Here is a 17,853-nt window from a genome sequence, read left to right as displayed (position 1 = left end):
CACGAATAGTGAAGAAATTCTTGTGCTTGTTTATCCTGTTTTACTCCGCGGATAGCTTGGCCGGTGTTTATAAATGTACCGATGCAAAGGGTCATGTAGTCTATTCGGATACCGCTTGCGATCAAAAAGCTGATCGCAAGACACCGGATTTAAAACCGCTTGCGGAAGTGAAAGCAGAACAGCCCCTTTCCTCAAAACTAACCGACAAAGTTAAAGGCCTTTTCGAAAGCGCCCCGAAATCAGAGCCTAACAATGCAACGGCCAGCTCCACGGAGCGTAATACTGAGAACTTCGTTTGCGACGGCCGCGTTTATTGTTCGCAAATGAGATCGTGCGAAGAGGCGACATACTTCATCAATAACTGCCCTGACACTAAAATGGATGGCAACAATGACGGTGTTCCCTGCGAAAAGCAGTGGTGTCGATAAGTCTTTTTACAGGTGACTCATGCAATTACATGAAGAAATACAAGAACACCTTGTGAGACTGGAACCGCATCTGCAGGCCGAGGTATTGGATTTCGTCTTGTTTTTGGAACAAAAACAACAGCAATCCTTACCCGATAGCGTAATTAACGATGAAGACGCTTTAAAGATTCACGAGCAATTGATGAATCAATATGCCGACGCCTTTGCTAAATTAGCGCAGTAACAGCATGCCCGAGTTGTTTTTTATGTCGAAAACTTTGGCATTGACGATACATCGGCAACAGATCGAACGCTTCGGCGGCACGCAGGGCATCAGAGATGAAGCCTTGCTGGAATCGGCGCTCGGCGCAGCCCGGCAAATCTGGCACTACAGCGGCGACATTTTTCAAACCGCCGCTCAATACTGCTATTCGCTGGCCAATAACCATCCGTTTCTGGACGGTAACAAGCGAGCCCCTGCGGCCTGTATGCTAGTTTTTCTGGCGGCCAATCGCAAGCAGCCGGCCATGGACAATCCCCAGCTCTACGAGTGGGTGATCAGTGTAGCAACCCGGCAATTGAGTCGTGACGAACTAGCCGAATTATTAAAACAACATTGCAAGTAAGCGCTTTAACAGCGCGGCACCTTTTATTACAAATAAGGCATTTAGGAACCCCATGTCCCACCAATCCGACCTAATCAGCACCGACATCAACGCCTATCTGGCGCAACACGAGCGCAAAGAGCTATTGCGCTTTTTAACCTGCGGTAATGTCGACGACGGCAAGAGCACCCTGATCGGCCGCCTGTTGCACGACTCGAAAATGATTTACGAAGACCAGTTGGCTGCAGTGCAGGCCGACAGCGTCAAATCCGGCACCACCGGCGCCGGCAAGATCGACTTGGCCTTGCTGGTCGACGGCTTGCAGGCCGAGCGCGAACAAGGCATCACCATCGACGTCGCCTACCGCTATTTTTCCACCTCAACCCGCAAATTCATCATCGCCGACACCCCGGGCCACGAGCAATACACCCGCAACATGGCCACCGGCGCCTCGACCTGCGACTTGGCAGTGATCTTGATCGACGCCCGTTACGGTGTGCAAACCCAAACCAAGCGCCATAGCTTCATCGCCTCCTTGCTGGGCATCAAGCACATCATCGTCGCTATCAACAAGATGGACCTGGTCGGTTACAGCGAAGAAACCTTCCGCAAGATTCAGGACGATTATCTGGCGTTCATCAAATCACTGGATTTGCACGATGTGCATTTCATTCCGATGTCTGCGTTGGACGGCGATAACGTGGTCAACCCCAGCGAGAACATGCCCTGGTTTACCGGCATGCCGATGATGGAGCTTTTGAATAGCATCGAGATCGCGAGCGACCACAACTTCGCCGACGCCCGTTTCCCGGTGCAATACGTCAACCGCCCCAACCTGGATTTTCGCGGTTTCTGCGGCACCGTCGCATCCGGCATATTTCATAAAGGCGATGCCATTACCGCGCTGCCGTCCGGCAAAACCAGCAAGATCAAATCCATCGTCACCGTCGATGGCGAGTTGGACGAAGCGTTTGCGGCCATGGCGGTCACGTTGACGCTGGAAGACGAAATCGACGTCAGCCGTGGCGACATCATCCTTGGGAAGCAACAAGCCGCGCCCAGCATCGCCGACAAATTCAAAGCCACCATCGTCTGGATGACCGAGCAAGCCATGGTGCCCGGCCGGCAGTATGTGATCAAACTGGCAACGCGCAGCGTGTCCGGCTCGGTATCGATGATTCATCACCGCATCGACGTCAACACGCTGGAACACCACGATGCCAATGAGTTGAAACTGAACGAAATCGGTTCTTGCACCGTGGCAGTCAATGCGCCGGTGGTATTCGACCCATACAAACGCAACAAAACCACCGGCTCCTTCATCGTCATAGACCGCCTGACCAACGTCACGGTCGGCGCCGGCATGATCACCGGTGACGCCAGCGCGGAAGACTGGTCGCCGGTGTCCGCAGCCGAGCGGGCGATACGCTTCAGCCAAACCGCCAGCATCATCACCTTGAGTGGCGCCAACGCCCAGCAGGTGGCTTACCAATTGGAACGTAAATTATTCGACACCGGCCATGCTACGACGGTATTGGAACAAGCGAACGATGCGCTGGCTACCGCGATCAAAAATGCTGGTTTATTGTGCCTGTGCCTTGATGGAAAACCGGCCGCAGCCGATTTGAGCTTTGATTGCGATCAATACAGCGTTGATGACATCTACGTCGCATTGAAAAATCGGGAAGTGATTCGTTAGTGATGTATTCGCCAAGCTCTGGTCTTGGCGATATTTAGGAAGGGCGGCGAATAGCCGCCGCCCGTTTTCCAGCCGATTAGTTCAACAAATCCAGCGCTTTTGCCGCCGCTTTTTGCTTGGCTTTGCCTTTCACGGCTTTGACCGCTTCGCCGGTTGATTTGGGCGCCGCGTCGACTTTACCTTTCAACTGTTTTGCCGTTTCCTTACCAGCCTTCAGGGTTTCGGCACCTTGCTTCACTTCGGCTGGCACGGCTTGTTCCAGTTTTTGCTGAGCGGCGTCTTTAACCGCTTCCTGGGCCTGATTCTTCAATTGCCCCGGCGCATTTTCCACACCTTGCTTCACTTCTTGGGCACGCTGCAAGGCTTCGTTAGCCTGTTCTGCTCGTTGCACCGCTCCGGGCGCGACGGCAGTCGCGGTATCCTTGGCCGCTTGTTTGGCCACACCTTCCAGCACAGCCGATTGTGCAAACGCGGCGCCGGAAACCAATACTAAAGAGCTGAATAAAATTGCTTTATGTTGCATGGTGTTACCCTCGTACTTAGTTGTTATCGAGATTAGACAATACTACAAGGAAACTTAACGGCGGATTAACCGCTAGCCGGCAATCCGTTTTAACGTCAAAGCCACCAACTCTTCCGCGCGCGCCATAGCGTCGGCCTCGGCGTAGCAACGCAATTCCGGCGCATTGCCGGAGGGACGCAGATGCACGATCTCGCCGTTGGCGAAGGTCAAGCGCAGGCCGTCCGTCGTATCGCGGCTAACCGGAGCCCCGAGCGTGTCACCCCATAGTCCGCGATAAGCGGTCTCATCGGCTTGCAACCGTTCCAGCAAGGCCCGGCTATTGGCGACAGGAAACGCCTGGATGCGGTCGCTGGCGGTGTAACGTTGCGGCAAGCCTTGCAATAAGCCGGATAATTTCACGCCTTGAGTGCTGGCCATCGCCAGCAAAGCCAGCGCCGGCAGCAGAGAATCGCGAGTCGGCAATGGCGCCAATACTTTGCCATTCACGGACAAACCGCTCCCGGCCAGAAAGCCGCCGTTGGCTTCAAAACCAGCCACACCGCCGCTTGACACTTGCTCCATGCCGGCAATCACGTATGGCGAACCAATCCGCGTGCGAACCACTTGCTTGAACCAGCCCGATGCTTCGATGGCGGTATTGCAGCTCACCGGCGTCACCACCGTGTCTGCGCCCAGAAACTTCGCGCACAGCAAACCAACAATATCGCCGCGCAGCCATTCGCCGGTTTCATCGCCGATCAAGGGACGGTCCCCGTCGCCGTCGGTGGAAATCAACGCATCCAGTTTATATTCGGCAGCCCAGTTACGGCCGCGTTGCCTATCAGCTTCGCCGACCGCTTCGGTGTCGATTGGCACGAAGGTATCGGTGCGCTCCAAACCGATCACCTCGGCACCCAACGCCGCCAGCACGTCTTTCAGCACATCGCGCGCGGCGCTGGAATGTTCGTAAACGCCGACTCGCCAGCCGTTTAACAAATCATGACCGAATAAACTGGTGTAGCGTTGCCGAAATTGCGTCAGTGCAGCCGGATTGACTGGCGGCAGCTCGGCGGAAACAGTTTGCACGTCCACTGTTGCGCTAGTCATCGCTGCTTCGTCGGCCTTGCTGATCTCGCCGTCGGCACGATAAAACTTGATGCCGTTGCGGTCGAACGGTATATGACTGCCGGTGACCATAATCGCCGGCAAACCGTTGGCTAACGCATACAAAGCCAAAGCTGGCGTCGGCAACACCCCGCAAAAATCCACTTCGCAACCGGACTGACGAATGCCGGCCACGCAGGCTTGGGCAATGTCCGGACTGGACGGCCTTAGATCCATGCCAAGCGCGATTTTTTGGCCGGGCCGCGCCAAATTTAAACCTTGGATAAACGCCAGCGTATAAGCGGCACAGACTTCGCCGGTCATTTGGCTAACCAGGCCGCGCGCGCCGCTGGTGCCGAACGCCACGCCGCTATCGGCCATCATTTGTTGGATGTTGATTGTTGTCATGAGCAGGATCAATTGAGAGTCGATAAAATGAAAACATCGGCAAGAATGCCGCTTTAAACAGACATGATAGAGAAAAGCTGGCGTTCGGCAACCCGAATCTTCGCCTTAACAGGACAAGCTCACTGCGGCGAGCAATGCATCCGCCGAATAAAATCCTGCAAGGTTTGGCCGGCGTCGTCGGTAAACACTTCGTCCAGCACCTGCGCCCGCAGGATGCGATCCAACCGAAAATTACGAAAATCGCCGCGCAGTTCGCACCAACCCACCAAGGTCCAGACGTTGCCCCAAAAATACAGGCCCAGCGGCCTGATTCGCCGCTGGCTGAAGGTACCGTCCGCGCGGCGGTAATCCATGGACAGCAAGCGCTTACCGTCCAGCGCCTTGCGGCAAATATCCATGGTCACATCCAAGTCTTCGCGTTGCGAAAAACGTAGCGCGAATAACTTGCTCCGCTCCAGCTGCTCGCGCAACTCGGCCGGCACCACTGCCGCGACCTTATCCAGCACCGACTGCGCGGAATGCCCCAGCTCCTTGCCGGCCCAGGTTTTCACCATCCGCGCGCCGATGACCAAGGCTTCCAGTTCGGCAGCGCTGAACATAATGGGCGGAATATCCAGACTATGACGCAGCATGTAACCGACGCCGGCCTCGCCTTCGATAGGAATACCGGACAGGCTTAAAACCTGAATGTCTCGATAGATGGTGCGCTCGGATACTTCCAGACGTTCGGCGAGCGCCTTGGCGGTAACCAGCCTTCGGTTACGCAGGATTTGGACGATTTGAAATAGGCGATCAGCGCGGCGCATTTGCGGAACGGGCAGTTAGGATTGAGACTGCCCGCTGTTTTAATTGCCGTTAAGCTTGGGAATACAGGCCAACCCGGTTACCTTCGCTGTCGAGTAGCATCGCAAAGTAACCACATTCGCCGTCGTGGATGGGGGTTTTCGGCATCAACACGCTGCCGCCGTTTGCTTCCACCTTGGCCAGCGGCTCGTTCAAGTCGGCACCACCATTGAAATAGACTACCGCACCGGTCGCGCTAGGTTGATAGTGTTCGCCCAATATCAACATACCGCTAACCGCGCCTTCTTCAGCGTCGAAAATCGCCATTTGATAGCCGCTCATTTCCTCTTCCTTGAACGATGCATTCAAAATGCTGCGGTAAAAACCCTGCGCGCGCGGCATATCGACGACGGGTAATTCAAACCAGGTTGCGACGTTGTTGATCATGATGTTGTCCTCGTTGTGGTTAAAAGAGCCGTCATCCTAAAACAGCCCTCCTGACAGCGTTATGTCAGCAATGTTTTGAGCCTTAGCGCCGACCACCCAATAACGATCCCAACACGCCGCGAATGATTTGCTTACCCACTTCCTGGCCGATGCTGCGCGCCGCGCTTTTGGCGGCCGCTTCCAGCACGCTTTGTCCGCCGCTGCGGCCGCGCCGGGATTTGGTAGCGGCACCGACGCCGCCCAATAGCACTTCGCCCCAATTGAAACCGGATCCGGAATCGCCGCTTTCGCTAGCAGATTCGAGCGGCACGACTTTTTCGGCGCGGCCTTTGAGAATTTCGTAGGCCGATTCGCGATCAACCTGTTTTTCGTAATGGCCGGCGATGACGGAAGTATTGATCGATTCCTGGCGTTCGGCATCGCTGACCGCGCCGACATGAGAGCTTGGCGGCTTGATCATGGCCCGCTGTACCGGCAAGGGCGTGCCTTTTTCATCCAGAAAAGATACCAAAGCTTCGCCGACACCGAGCTCGGTGATTGCAGTTTCGACATCCACACCCGGATTGGCTCTAAAGGTTTCCGCCGCCGCTTTCACGGCTTTTTGATCGCGCGGGGTAAACGCCCGCAAGGCGTGCTGCACCCGATTGCCGAGCTGGCCCAAGATCACGTCCGGAATATCCAACGGATTTTGACTGACAAAATACACGCCCACGCCTTTGGAACGAATCAAACGCACTACTTGCTCGATTTTTTGCAGCAGCGCGGACGGCGCGTCGTTAAACAGCAAATGCGCTTCGTCGAAGAAAAATACCAATTTAGGTTTATCCAGATCGCCGGCTTCCGGCAGATTTTCGAATAACTCGGACAGCAGCCACAATAACAAGGTGGCGTAGACGCGCGGCGAGTTGTAGAGCGTGTCGGCCGCCAGAATATTGATCACGCCCCGGCCGCCGTCGGTTTGCAGAAAGTCGTTAAAGTCCAAAGCCGGCTCGCCGAACAGATTCTCGCCGCCTTCGTGTTCCAGTTGCAACAAGCCGCGCTGGATCGCGCCGACGCTGGCCGCCGAGATGCTGCCGTATTCGCCGGACAACTCAGAGGCATTTTCCGAGGCGTATTGCAGCAAGGCCCGCAGATCTTTCAAGTCCAGCAATAACCAGCCGTTGTCGTCGGCGATTTTAAAGGCTGCGGTAAGCACGCCGCTTTGCACCTCGTTCAAATCCAGCATCCGTGCCAACAATAACGGCCCCATTTCCGACACCGTCGAGCGCAAGGGATGGCCTTTTTTCCCCAACACATCCCAAAACAACGTCGGCATCGCCGCATAGTCGGCGGCTAACCCCAACTCAGCCAGCCGCGCCTCGACTTTGGCATTGCCGCCCCCCGTCCTGCTGATGCCGGATAAATCGCCCTTCACATCGGCCATGAATACCGGCACGCCGATTTGCGAAAAAGCCTCGGCCAAGGTTTGCAAGGTGATGGTTTTGCCGGTACCGGTCGCGCCGGCTATCAAGCCGTGGCGGTTAGCCATGCTCGGCAGCAGACACAGTTCGGCAGTCTGGGATTTGGCAATCAGCAAGGGTTCGGTCATGGGCGTTTCCTGAAAAAAGCGACAAGGATAAAAAGGTCGCGCCACCATACCATGACCTGAATTGTTAGGTATAGGTTGGCATTATGTTCCGCCGCTGAAGCAGTTTGGTATCCGTAAAACAGAGGCCAGCCCCAGGCTTTCAGTATCGCCATCTATCAATGGGCAGAATACCTTTGTAATACATTTCTTCAAACCTTCACGGACCGGTAACTGTTTTGACTTAGACAATTCGTACGATTGCGCACCGACCGGAACTCTGCTAGGTCGCTGAGACAGAACTCACAGGAAGAAGCCTATAACTTTGTTTTTATTCGAGCTTATCTCGACCAAAGACGGGTAGCAGGTAGCTGGCAATGGACGCGGCAACGCATTAGACAAACCCCAAACATAATGCGGCCAGCAAACTTTAACCCGCTTCGATAAGCCGATAGGTAAAGCTATTGTGGCGGCTCGTTACCTTGTCTATTCATGAATTATTTAGAGATCCTATGAAAATCAAGACTTTGTTCCTGGCAAGCGCCGGGGTTATTTCAATGTTAAGCGGACATGCCTCGGCGGCATTAATTTCGTTGGACGGCAACGGCTTTACGGCCATCTATGACGATACGAATCTGGGCTTGTTTGGCGCGCCGACTTTATCGGGCGACGGCAAGAGCGTTTTATTCTCGCCGTTAAATTTTAAAGCCCAAGCAACCGGTACTCAGGGCACGGTCTTCGCCAACAGCAATGTGCAGTTCGATATTAGACCCGATGCGGATCTAAGTTTAAGCAGCGTAAGCCTGGTGGAAAACGGTGATTACCGCCTGGTCAATCGCTCCGGTAGCGTCACCCTGGCACCTTCGGTCGATGCTTCCGGTCAATTGCGTTTAACCAATCTGTGGAATGGCGTGGATCATATCGCGACCAATTTTTCCGCCGGTCCGTTGACAGACTCATGCGCCACATCGTCCGGCTGCCCGCTAAGCACTTGGTCGGCTGCCGCAACACTGGATACGCCTGTCGCATGGGGTAACGCGGATGTGCGTGTCAGGATTCAAAACGACTTGACCGCCGAAGCTTTCAATGTGGGTGATTCTGCATTGATCGAGAAAAAACAGTCATCACAAAGCCTGGTATTTACACCGTTTATTGAAGGCGGAACTACCGCAGTGCCTGTTCCCGGTGCGGTTTGGTTATTTGGCTCGGCATTGGCTGGCCTGATGGGTTTGCGTCGCAAAACAATCGCTTAATACAGTATTGCTACACCCCAGCTTAACGCTGCCTAAAACGGCGTGTCGGGCCAGCTAAAAAAACGTTAACAATAGACACGGATGTCGCCTTAAGATTTCTCCACAAGCAGCCGCCAGCCTTGTAACTGCTTCGTCTAAAGCCCCTTGCGAAAGCGGGCGCGGCATTCGCCGGTAGCACGGTCCTACGGAGCAGGAAAGGGAACTACAATAGCTTGAGAATATCTGTTTCCAGATCGGGATACGCGCCAAACCTGCATTGAACCAGCAAGCCTGCTCTATCAACCAGAATATAAGACGGGGTACCCTGTAACTGGAAAAACTCGAAGGTTTCGGCATGATAATCCAGGGTTTGTAAATATTGTTTTACCTGCGCTCGCACATGCGGTTGGCGTAAGCCGATGTCTTGTTCCAAATCGCTCAAGCGTTGGCTGATAAAAGCGTCAATTTCGCTTTCGATACTGCCGAATTCGCGCTTGGTCAATCTATCCATGGCTACCGGAAAATCAATACGATACGGCAACTTGCCGTCCTGTAGCAGTCCTCGTTCCGTTAAAACCCGCAAGGTTTCGCCGATCACCTCACCGGTCTCAACCAAACATTTTAGATTTTGCAGATTATTTTTATCGAAGTCTTCAAAGGCGGTGGCCAGCCCCAGTACGGTCAAACCGCGCTCGGCATAACGTTGTTTTAACGCCAACACCTGCGGCAGACATGACAAGAAACAGCCGGGACAGTTGACTTGAAACACCGCCACCAACACGACTTGTCCAAGCAATTGTTCGAAATTGACAGGCTGTCCCTGCACCCAGTCGGAAACCGATAGGGGCGGTACTTTTTGACCAATCATTACCGTTTTCATATCGCTCTCCCCCGATAGCTTTAACCAAGTCCCGACCAAATTTATGTTGCTCAGCGTCCGTCAACCAACATCATTAGCTTACCGAACGCCTTGTGCCAACCGGAAGAATTTAACTGAAAACTCCCTGCGGAATCCACACCCGCGGCACCATAGCTGCAACGCCGGATAAGCTCGTCGGCGTAATGGTGAGGACTAATCCCGAAAGTTATTGAATTGCAAAGGCTGCTCCAAATCTTCCGTGCGCAACATTTGAATGACTTCCTGCAAATCGTCGCGCTTTTTACCGGTCACGCGCACCTTATCGCCATTGATCGCGGCCTGCACTTTGAGCTTTTTATCTTTGATCAGCTTGACGATTTTTTTCGCCAGATCGCTACCCACACCCTGCTTCAAGGTGATGGATTGCTGAGCGGTTTTGCCGGTATCCTGAATCTTGCCGCTTTCCAAACTGGAAATATCGATACCGCGTTTACCCATTTTGGCATACAAAATCGGTAACATTTGTTGCAGTTGAAAGGTCGATTCGGCTTTCATCAGGATACTGTCTTCCTGCTGCTCGAAACAGGCATTCGAGCCTTTGAAATCAAAACGGGTGGAGACTTCTTTATTGGCCTGGTCCACTGCGTTGGTTACTTCGTGGCTGTCGAGTTCTGAAACGATGTCGAATGATGGCATAGCATTGATTTACAAGTATAAAAGTGGGGCAACTATAACGGCCTTAGCGGCTTTATTCAACTGCTATATGAGCGCCCAATGTCGATTGATGGCGCGTAAAGCCCACTTGTCGGTGGCCGGTTTAGCGGGTATCTTTAACTAACGCCGACGGAGATACCGATGAAAAACCCGACCACATTCACACTTACCCTGATCGCCTGCCTCAGCCTGCCGATAATGTCCGGTTGCGGCCAGGACCAAGCAAAATCAAGCACTTCAGGCAAAGCCGCGGTCAAACAAACCCTGCGAACCACATCATTGCTCGGTGCAGTCAGCGACAACGCCGGACCGCTCAAAACCGGCACCGTCAGCTTACTGTCCGAAACCGGAAAAACGCTTGCCAGTACCGAGCTCAACAATAGCCAGCGCTATGAAATTCAAGTACCCGCCGGCACCGAGCTTCCGGTCGTTCTCAGTTACACGACCGCCCCCAACGCGCCGAAAGACGCGCAATTAATCAGCGTGGTGATCCATCCCGACGCCAGCAAATACGACATCAACCCCACGACCACCGCCATCGCCAAACAAGCCAAGGCCATGGGCGGTTATACCCATAACAATATGGTGCAAGCAGCGGAAAGTACCGCGCATGTGCCGGACGCCAACAAGACCACAGCCGGTTTTCGCGGTGACCCGACAACGCAATACGGTGGCTGGCATTAGTCCGTGCTTGGACAATCGAATGCTTTCCGGCAAAAGCACTTATCCGCCGCTCAGTGCCTGAAAAATATAGACAACCCCAAGCTCCGGGACCCGATCCGAAAGCGTCTTTCTGTCGACCACAATCGTATCGTCAACGCTAAGATAAACATGGCGGCGTAGCGCCCCGCGTTCATCCAGTATGTAATCGGTGAATCCCGGAGCAAGCTGGTTGACGGCTTGCAAAACCTCGGCCACCGAGCCGGCCGGCACCGTAATGTCGCGCTCCTCCAGCGCCGGAAAGAACCGGTAAAGGTGCGAAGTCATTTTCACAGTCGGCATGGCGGCTAACCGAAACGTACCGAATAGACCGGCGGAAAATGGTTACCCAGACACTGCCAGGTCTCGCCCCGGTCTTCCGACAAATAGACGTTGCCGGTGGTACTGCCAAAACACAGGCAATCGCCGGCAATATCAAGCCCATGCCGCAGGACAATATCGTAAGCATGCTCCTGCGGCAGACCGGCGCGAAACGCTTGCCAAGTCTGCCCGCCATCTGTGGTCCGGGCCACGCACAAACCACCACCAATCGCCATGCGTTCCGAATCCGCTCGGGCAGGCACGACCCACGCGGTCCGGCCATCGCGCGCATCGACGGCAATCGGAAAACCAAAATGTACGCCGGCATCCGGCACACTGACCTTGCGCCAATGTCGCGCACCATCATCACTATAAAACACCCCGCAATGATTTTGCTGCCAAAGGTGATCCGGTTGCCCTGTGCAGTTGGTCATAAAATGCGGATCATGCCCCCAATCCGCCGCCGGATTCGGCAGATAGTCCATCAACAAGCCGCTATTTCGACCTTGCCAAGTCTGGCCGCCGTCCGCGGTTTCCAGTACGCCAGCCGACGATACGGCGACATGGATCCGATTCGGATCGCGCGGATCAACAACGACGGAATGAATGCCCGGTTCGAATACGCCGTAATCGATACTGGCCGGGGTGCCACCCCAGCGATTCTTACTGGTCGCCTCGCCGGCAAACAAATCGCCGCCTCGGCTCTCGTGATTCCACAACGGCCGGTTTAGCGTCCAGCTGTCGCCGCCATCGTTGCTGGCAAAGAGCCCGCCGGGAATGGTGCCGGCGTAAATCCTGCCGGGTTGTTCGGCACTGCCGAAGGCCAGATGCCAGATCTTGTACACCGTGGCATCCTGATACTCGGCCTGTCTAACCGGGGCCTCAGGATCGAAATCCGGCGTTGGGAGGTACTTGACGATGTAGCGCGCGCCTTCCGGATACTTTAACGACGACACATCTTCCCAGGTCTCGCCGCCATCGCGCGACCGCGACAGCTTCGGCCCCCAATGACCATGATCCAGCGAAGCCCACAAGTTGCCGTCGCGCGGATCGCGCGCGGCGTAGCAGACCGGAATGCCGGCGTGAGCGATGGGACGCGGACGCCAAGCGCTTTTCGTCCGATCAAATATGACCGTACCCTTGCGGGTACCCAAAATAAGCATATCGGACATGGCTATACCTCTTTTTGCAACTATAGAAAAGCAGGTGCTGCTGATCGGAAAACGGGCATATCAATCCAGCCAGTCCGAGCCTGATCGAACACGGTATGACCAACACAATAAATAAGCCTAATGCGCTTTCGCAAGACTTTAACCCGATTATTATTGTCAGGCCAAAATGATTAATTTTCGAGCAAACGCCTTGGGCTGATATTCTGGACCGACAAACCGAAACCGCGAACAACGGCTCATCTCTTTGCAATGGATATTTTTAATTCGAGCAAATACTTCAACCGCAGCCGCGTGTCGGCCATCACTCCGAAAATTTGTCGCAGTTACGACAATTTCACCTAAGTTTATACGGTTGTTGCCTTTCCACCCGCGCCGCAAAAACCTGCAAGCCATACAACATAAGGCCTGTAAGCAAATAAGCAAACTGGATTGAATTTTGCATTAACTAAGCATTACTTTTTATTTAGCTGGGGCCAACCATGTCAAATACGGTATTTTCCGAAATTCTAAGCGGTTTGTACGATAACCAAGTCATTCCCTATCTGGGGCCGGGAGCGGTGTTCGACGCCAAAAGCAAACTGACGCAAGAGCCGATGCCCGCCGACAGCGACAGCCTCATTTTGGCGATGAACGGCGGCAAACCGATGGCGCCGAAACTGATGTACGAGTTTCCGCGCGCAGCGATGAACCAGGAACTGAAGCGCGGCCGCAACTATGTATCGCAGTTTCTTGACAAAACCTACGGACAAATTCAATACACCCGCGCATCGATGCACGACTGGCTGAAAGAATGGCGGCCCAAGTATGTGATCGACATTAATCGGGATACCCAATTGCAAGACAGTTATGCCGACGAAGAACACACGCTAATCGTCGGCGTGGCCCGCATCGTCGCTACCGCCTTTCGCTTCAAAATTTATCATTACGACGGCAGCCAATATTTTGAGATTCCGCAGGAACAAGTCGATAGAAATCTGCCGATTTTGTTTAAACCGATGGGCACGCCAAAACCCGAAGCCAATTACATCGCCTCCGATGCCGACTATGTGGATTACATCACCGAGCTGATGGGCGGTTTCGCGATTCCGGACTTTTTAAAGGAGTACCGCAAAGGCAAAAAATACCTGTTGTTGGGTTTGCCGCTCAATCGCGATTCCGAGCGGATGGTGATGAGCGACATCACCTATGGCGCCGACGAACATAGAGGCTGGTTTTTAAGAAAAAACCCTACCGACAAGGAAAAACGCTTTAGTGCGAAAATGGGCTTTGAACTGATTAACGCCGACTGCCAGGATTTCCTGCAATCGGTGCAAGCTTCGGCTGTGGCTGCTTAAAAAATCCCGCAGCTCGGCCGGTGAGGACACGCGGCCGGGCTAAACGGTCGAATAGCTTCCGCGGGCGCCGTTTCGACCGTTTTCTTTAGCCAAATACAACTGCCGATCAGCCTCGTCCAGTAATTCGGACGGCAATTGTTGCAGCGCCGGCACCACCACCGCAAAACCGGCGCTAATCGTCACCCAAGGCGAAACGCTGGAGCGGGTATGTGAAATTTGCTGCGCTTCAACACGCCGGCACAGCAATTCGGATACGCGCTGCGCGCCTTCAATGTCGGTTTCCGGCATCAGCATCACAAACTCCTCCCCACCGTAACGCGCCACCAAATCGCCGGAGCGACTCACCGAAGCCGCCAATATGGTGGCCACCTGCCGCAGACAAATGTCGCCCGCGCCGTGGCCGTGGCAATCGTTATAAGCTTTAAAATAATCGACATCCACCATCACTAAAGCCAAGGGCAACTGATTGCGCTGCGCGCGCTTCCATTCGTTTTCCAAGACCTGATCGAAGCGCCGGCGATTGGGGATACCGGTGAGGCCATCCATCCAGGCCATCGCTTCCAACATGTCCGTCATCCGTTTCAGGCGGATATGATTGCGGATCCGCGCCTTAACCACCGGCAAATAAAACGGCTTGGTAATGTAGTCCATCGCCCCCAAATTCAGCCCGTATTCTTCGTTGGTCGCCGCGTTCATTGCCGTCACAAATATCACCGGGATTGCCGCAGTTTGCGGGTCGCTTTTCAGACGCCGGCAGACTTCATAACCGTCCATGCCCGGTATCATCACATCCAACAGGATCAAATCGGGCGGACCTTGCCGGTCGATGGCCTCCAGCGCCGCCTCGCCGCTGACCGCCACCTTGATGCGATACTCGTCGATCAAATTTTCAGCCAACACCTGAATGTTGGTCGGCGTATCGTCTACGATCAAAATCAAGGGCTTGGAGATCTCGGCAGTCATGACTATCCTCTGTTTTGTCGCTGTGACGCTATCAAGGCCAGCAACTCCGCCAAGGTCACTCTAGCCTGACCGTAGTCGATATTGCCGACCTGTTTTTCTATTTTTTTTATCAGTAGCCGGGTTTCCGGACAAGGTAGCGCGGCCTTCAATTGCTCGATCAAATCATTGGGGACAAAATCGCTACCTTCCAACAAGTCGCGCAACTGGCCGGCCAACTCGTCTGCCGCCGACCAATCGGCGGCTTGATTCTGTGGCTCGGCAACGGCACCCATAGCGGTGAAATCGGCAATCGTGTTCAGGGTGGCCGTCAGACTGGCCTCGCATGCGGGGAGGCTAGCGTCAAACGGCATACCGACATGCAAAGCTTCCTCCAAGTTCGCCGCGGCCCGGCTCAGTTCTACAGCGCCAAGCACGCCGGCTGCGCCCTTCAAATTGTGCAGCAAATCAACCGCCTGCTCGGTTTTTCCGGCGCCATGCAACGCTCTGAGGCGTTGCATGGTATCGGCAAATTTATCTCGAAAGCACTCGAACAAAAGTTGCAATTTATGGCTGTCCTCGCCAATCATAATCCGAATATACCCCATATCGAATCCAGGCAGCTCCCTGGATAGGCCGGAGACTATAGACTCCGGTTTCGGCGGCACCGGCTCGACCGACACACTTCGTTCGGACGGCTTTATCCAGCGCAACAGGGCAGCCATCAAAGTCTGCGGCAACACCGGCTTGCCTATATGATCGTTCATGCCGGCAGCGTAACAATCGTTGCGCTCACGCTCCTGCACCGCAGCCGTCATGGCAATGATGGGCAAATCGGCAAACCGCGCATCCTGGCGGATCAGCCGGGTCGCTTCGATACCGCTCATCTCCGGCATTTGTAAGTCCATCAGCACCGCGTCGTAACGATTTTTCCTGACCGCCTCCACCCCTTCCCGGCCGTTGTTAACTACAGTGACGCGCAAGCCGGAGCTTTCCAGATATTCCCTGGCTACCATTTGGTTAACCTCGTTATCCTCCACCAACAAAATGCGCGCCCCGCGTATCGAAGCGGCCATACCCGCCAACAGCGGCCGGCTTTGTTCATTGCCTTGCTCGGGATTGCCGCCCTGCAAGCGCGTCAAGGCTTCCAGCAAGGTGGATGGCATCACCGGCTTGACCAAAATATCATCGGGTACCGCATCGCCGGCCGCACTTAACAATTTCTCACGGCTGAAGGCGGTCACCATAATCACGACCGGGGCGTTGCGGATTTCGGTGCGGCGCACCATCTCCCGAATCTCCCTGGTGACCTGCACACCATCCAGACCGGGCATTTTCCAATCCAGCAACACCAATTCGAAGTCCCGATCAGCGTCGTTGGCGGCGCGCAGCGCTTCCAAGGCTTGTGCGCCGGATGCCGCTTCCTCGACCTGAAAGCCCCAGGCCAGCAAAATATCGCGCAACATCTGCCGGGAAATGTCCAAATCATCGACGATCAACACCCGCATGCTTTGCAGATGGCCGGGAATTTGTCGGGATTTCTGCTCAGACGGAAACGGCAGCAGCAGCGTAAACTCGAATAGACTGCCTTCGCCAAGTTGGCTCTGCACGGCTAAATTACCGCCCATCATTTCCACCAACCGCTTGCTGATGGTCAATCCCAGCCCCGTGCCGCCGAAACGGCGGGTAATCGAACCGTCGGCCTGGGTAAAGGCATGAAACAAATGCTCGAGCTGCTCCGCAGACATGCCGATACCGGTATCACGTACCGAAAAACTCAAAGTGGAGTAACCGTGGGTTTTTGCCAACTGGGAAACTTTGATATGAATTTCCCCGGCCTCGGTAAATTTCACCGCATTGCCCACCAGATTGTTCAATATCTGCCCCAAGCGCAACGCATCGCCAATCAAGCGCGGCGGCAAAGCGGAATCCAGTTCCAGCACCAGTTCCAGGCCTTTTTCCTCGGCGCGGACGATGAACAGATTCAGTACATTCTCCAGCACATCCTCCAAACTAAACGCTTCGGCCTGCAATTCCATGCGGCCGGCTTCGACCTTGGAATAATCGAGAATGTCGTTGGTAATCCCCAGCAAGGCCAGCGATGAGGTGTGAATTTTCTGCAGATAATCGCGCAGCTTGGGCGACAGATCGCTGTTCAAGGCCAAATCCGACAAACCGATGATCGCGTTCATGGGTGTGCGGATTTCATGACTCATATTTGCCAGGAACATACCTTTGGAGCGCGAGGCGGCTTCCGCTTCGTCTTTGGCTTGCAATAATTCTTCGGTACGCTGCGCCACTTCGGCTTCCAGGCGGTCCCGATGCCCGGTAAGGGTTTCATCGCGCAATTGGATCTCGCCCAACATGGTATTAAACGCCTGCACCAAATCGCCAATCTCGTCTCGGTCGCGCTGCGTCACCCGCAAAGTGTAATTTTTATCCTCGGCGATAAGCCGCGCGGCCGTCGCCAACTCCTCTATCGGCCTGGAAATGATGCGCTGCAAGCGGATTGCCAACAGATAAACCAATATCAGCGCCAGCCCCGCCGCCCCCAAACTCTTGCCCAAATCGACCAGTTGATCGTTCCATTGCGCGGTGAAATCGGCTTGTAACAACACATAACCCGACCAACTCGGTATTTTTGATCACCGGCGTGAATAGCTCGGCGCGCCGGCTCCAGAAGTTGGTGCGCAGTTCACGGAACGGCCGGCGAAAGTCACTGGGTACATCAATATTCGCCGTTCCCCGGCTCCATGAAGCGAGTACGCTACCATCGACAGACACCATCCAGGCCGCATACAGCTCCGGCCGGTCTTTCAACGACTCCAGCAAACGGCTGGCTTCGGCTTTATCGGCAAACACCAACGCGGCTTGGCCGTTTTCGGCCAACACGTCCGCCAAACTGGACAATTCGTGCAATACGCTGCGATAGCGGCTCACCACCGAACTAACCACCATCACCGATAGACTGACGAACAGGCATACCGCACAACTGAACATGATGATGGACACCAGTTTGCGCCGCAGAGACCAGTCGGCAAAATTGGGCAAAACGCGCATCACA

Annotated in this window: 19 protein-coding genes; 7 read left to right on the top strand and 12 right to left on the bottom strand. The window is 54.5% G+C overall.

The window, feature by feature from the left end; all coding sequences use genetic code 11:
- The first annotated feature begins 8 nt into the window (after nt 1-8).
- The 4 genes from CWO84_RS24325 to cysN are packed head-to-tail and all read left to right on the top strand — an operon-like array spanning nt 9 to nt 2,711.
- Nucleotides 9-428 carry a DUF4124 domain-containing protein gene (locus tag CWO84_RS24325; RefSeq protein ID WP_165786272.1) on the top strand — a complete coding sequence of 140 codons (420 nt, stop codon included), beginning with the start codon at nt 9-11 and terminating at the stop codon, nt 426-428.
- Between the two features lie 19 nt (nt 429-447).
- Nucleotides 448-651, top strand: a complete 204-nt coding sequence (locus CWO84_RS06075; protein ID WP_101052057.1) for a hypothetical protein — start codon at nt 448-450, stop codon at nt 649-651.
- Between the two features lie 4 nt (nt 652-655).
- Nucleotides 656-1,033, top strand: coding sequence for a type II toxin-antitoxin system death-on-curing family toxin (locus CWO84_RS06070; protein ID WP_101052056.1), 378 nt, complete (start codon nt 656-658; stop codon nt 1,031-1,033).
- 52 nt (nt 1,034-1,085) lie between these two features.
- A complete protein-coding gene (gene cysN / locus CWO84_RS06065; protein WP_101052055.1) occupies nt 1,086-2,711 on the top strand; it encodes a sulfate adenylyltransferase subunit CysN in 1,626 nt (541 codons plus the stop codon).
- Nucleotides 2,712-2,787: 76 nt separating this feature from the next.
- On the opposite strand, the gene CWO84_RS06060 is transcribed toward cysN, so the two are convergent.
- From CWO84_RS06060 to CWO84_RS06040, 5 genes are all read right to left on the bottom strand, one after another.
- Complete coding sequence (locus tag CWO84_RS06060) at nt 2,788-3,234, bottom strand: hypothetical protein (RefSeq protein WP_101052054.1); 447 nt, start codon at nt 3,232-3,234, stop codon at nt 2,788-2,790.
- Nucleotides 3,235-3,306: 72 nt separating this feature from the next.
- Nucleotides 3,307-4,725, bottom strand: coding sequence for a phosphomannomutase (locus CWO84_RS06055; RefSeq protein WP_101052105.1), 1,419 nt, complete (start codon nt 4,723-4,725; stop codon nt 3,307-3,309).
- 119 nt (nt 4,726-4,844) lie between these two features.
- Nucleotides 4,845-5,531, bottom strand: coding sequence for a YafY family protein (locus CWO84_RS06050; RefSeq protein ID WP_033156028.1), 687 nt, complete (start codon nt 5,529-5,531; stop codon nt 4,845-4,847).
- Nucleotides 5,532-5,580: 49 nt separating this feature from the next.
- Nucleotides 5,581-5,955 (bottom strand): VOC family protein, encoded by a 375-nt coding sequence (locus CWO84_RS06045; RefSeq protein ID WP_033156027.1) that lies wholly within the window; start codon nt 5,953-5,955, stop codon nt 5,581-5,583.
- Between the two features lie 82 nt (nt 5,956-6,037).
- Nucleotides 6,038-7,543, bottom strand: a complete 1,506-nt coding sequence (locus tag CWO84_RS06040; protein ID WP_033156026.1) for a helicase HerA-like domain-containing protein — start codon at nt 7,541-7,543, stop codon at nt 6,038-6,040.
- Nucleotides 7,544-8,031: 488 nt separating this feature from the next.
- Here CWO84_RS06040 and CWO84_RS24860 point away from each other — a divergent pair, with 488 nt between their 5' ends.
- Nucleotides 8,032-8,772 carry a hypothetical protein gene (locus CWO84_RS24860; RefSeq protein ID WP_033156025.1) on the top strand — a complete coding sequence of 247 codons (741 nt, stop codon included), beginning with the start codon at nt 8,032-8,034 and terminating at the stop codon, nt 8,770-8,772.
- Nucleotides 8,773-8,974: 202 nt separating this feature from the next.
- Here the strand turns inward: CWO84_RS24860 and CWO84_RS06030 are convergent, their stop codons facing one another.
- Nucleotides 8,975-9,631 (bottom strand): redoxin domain-containing protein, encoded by a 657-nt coding sequence (locus CWO84_RS06030; RefSeq protein ID WP_033156024.1) that lies wholly within the window; start codon nt 9,629-9,631, stop codon nt 8,975-8,977.
- A 192-nt stretch (nt 9,632-9,823) separates the two neighbouring features.
- Nucleotides 9,824-10,306 carry a YajQ family cyclic di-GMP-binding protein gene (locus CWO84_RS06025; RefSeq protein ID WP_033156023.1) on the bottom strand — a complete coding sequence of 161 codons (483 nt, stop codon included), beginning with the start codon at nt 10,304-10,306 and terminating at the stop codon, nt 9,824-9,826.
- 159 nt (nt 10,307-10,465) lie between these two features.
- Between CWO84_RS06025 and CWO84_RS06020 the strand changes: the two genes are divergently transcribed.
- Nucleotides 10,466-11,008 (top strand): hypothetical protein, encoded by a 543-nt coding sequence (locus tag CWO84_RS06020; protein ID WP_033156022.1) that lies wholly within the window; start codon nt 10,466-10,468, stop codon nt 11,006-11,008.
- Between the two features lie 39 nt (nt 11,009-11,047).
- On the opposite strand, the gene CWO84_RS06015 is transcribed toward CWO84_RS06020, so the two are convergent.
- Together CWO84_RS06015 and CWO84_RS06010 are read right to left on the bottom strand one after the other, a co-directional pair.
- Nucleotides 11,048-11,326 (bottom strand): MoaD/ThiS family protein, encoded by a 279-nt coding sequence (locus tag CWO84_RS06015; protein ID WP_101052053.1) that lies wholly within the window; start codon nt 11,324-11,326, stop codon nt 11,048-11,050.
- 5 nt (nt 11,327-11,331) lie between these two features.
- Nucleotides 11,332-12,516, bottom strand: coding sequence for a hypothetical protein (locus CWO84_RS06010; RefSeq protein WP_101052052.1), 1,185 nt, complete (start codon nt 12,514-12,516; stop codon nt 11,332-11,334).
- Between the two features lie 479 nt (nt 12,517-12,995).
- On the opposite strand from CWO84_RS06010, the gene CWO84_RS06005 reads away from it, so the two are divergent.
- A complete protein-coding gene (locus tag CWO84_RS06005; RefSeq protein ID WP_033156019.1) occupies nt 12,996-13,850 on the top strand; it encodes an SIR2 family protein in 855 nt (284 codons plus the stop codon).
- A gap of 39 nt (nt 13,851-13,889) precedes the next feature.
- Here CWO84_RS06005 and CWO84_RS06000 read toward each other — a convergent pair whose 3' ends face one another.
- Genes CWO84_RS06000 through CWO84_RS24855 form a run of 3 tightly spaced genes read right to left on the bottom strand, consistent with a single transcriptional unit; the run spans nt 13,890 to nt 17,849 of the window.
- Entirely contained in the window at nt 13,890-14,813 is a 924-nt protein-coding gene (locus tag CWO84_RS06000) for a diguanylate cyclase (RefSeq protein ID WP_033156018.1), read from the bottom strand.
- 2 nt (nt 14,814-14,815) lie between these two features.
- Complete coding sequence (locus CWO84_RS05995; RefSeq protein ID WP_240617984.1) at nt 14,816-17,260, bottom strand: response regulator; 2,445 nt, start codon at nt 17,258-17,260, stop codon at nt 14,816-14,818.
- Nucleotides 17,226-17,849 carry a CHASE sensor domain-containing protein gene (locus tag CWO84_RS24855; protein ID WP_240617979.1) on the bottom strand — a complete coding sequence of 208 codons (624 nt, stop codon included), beginning with the start codon at nt 17,847-17,849 and terminating at the stop codon, nt 17,226-17,228. Before CWO84_RS24855 ends, CWO84_RS05995 begins: the two co-directional genes overlap by 35 nt.
- Between the last annotated feature and the right edge of the window lie 4 nt (nt 17,850-17,853).

Source organism: Methylomonas sp. Kb3 (genome assembly GCF_002834115.1).
In the GTDB taxonomy this organism is placed as follows: Bacteria; Pseudomonadota; Gammaproteobacteria; order Methylococcales; family Methylomonadaceae; genus Methylomonas; species Methylomonas defluvii.
This window is presented reverse-complemented; position numbering and strand designations above follow the sequence as displayed.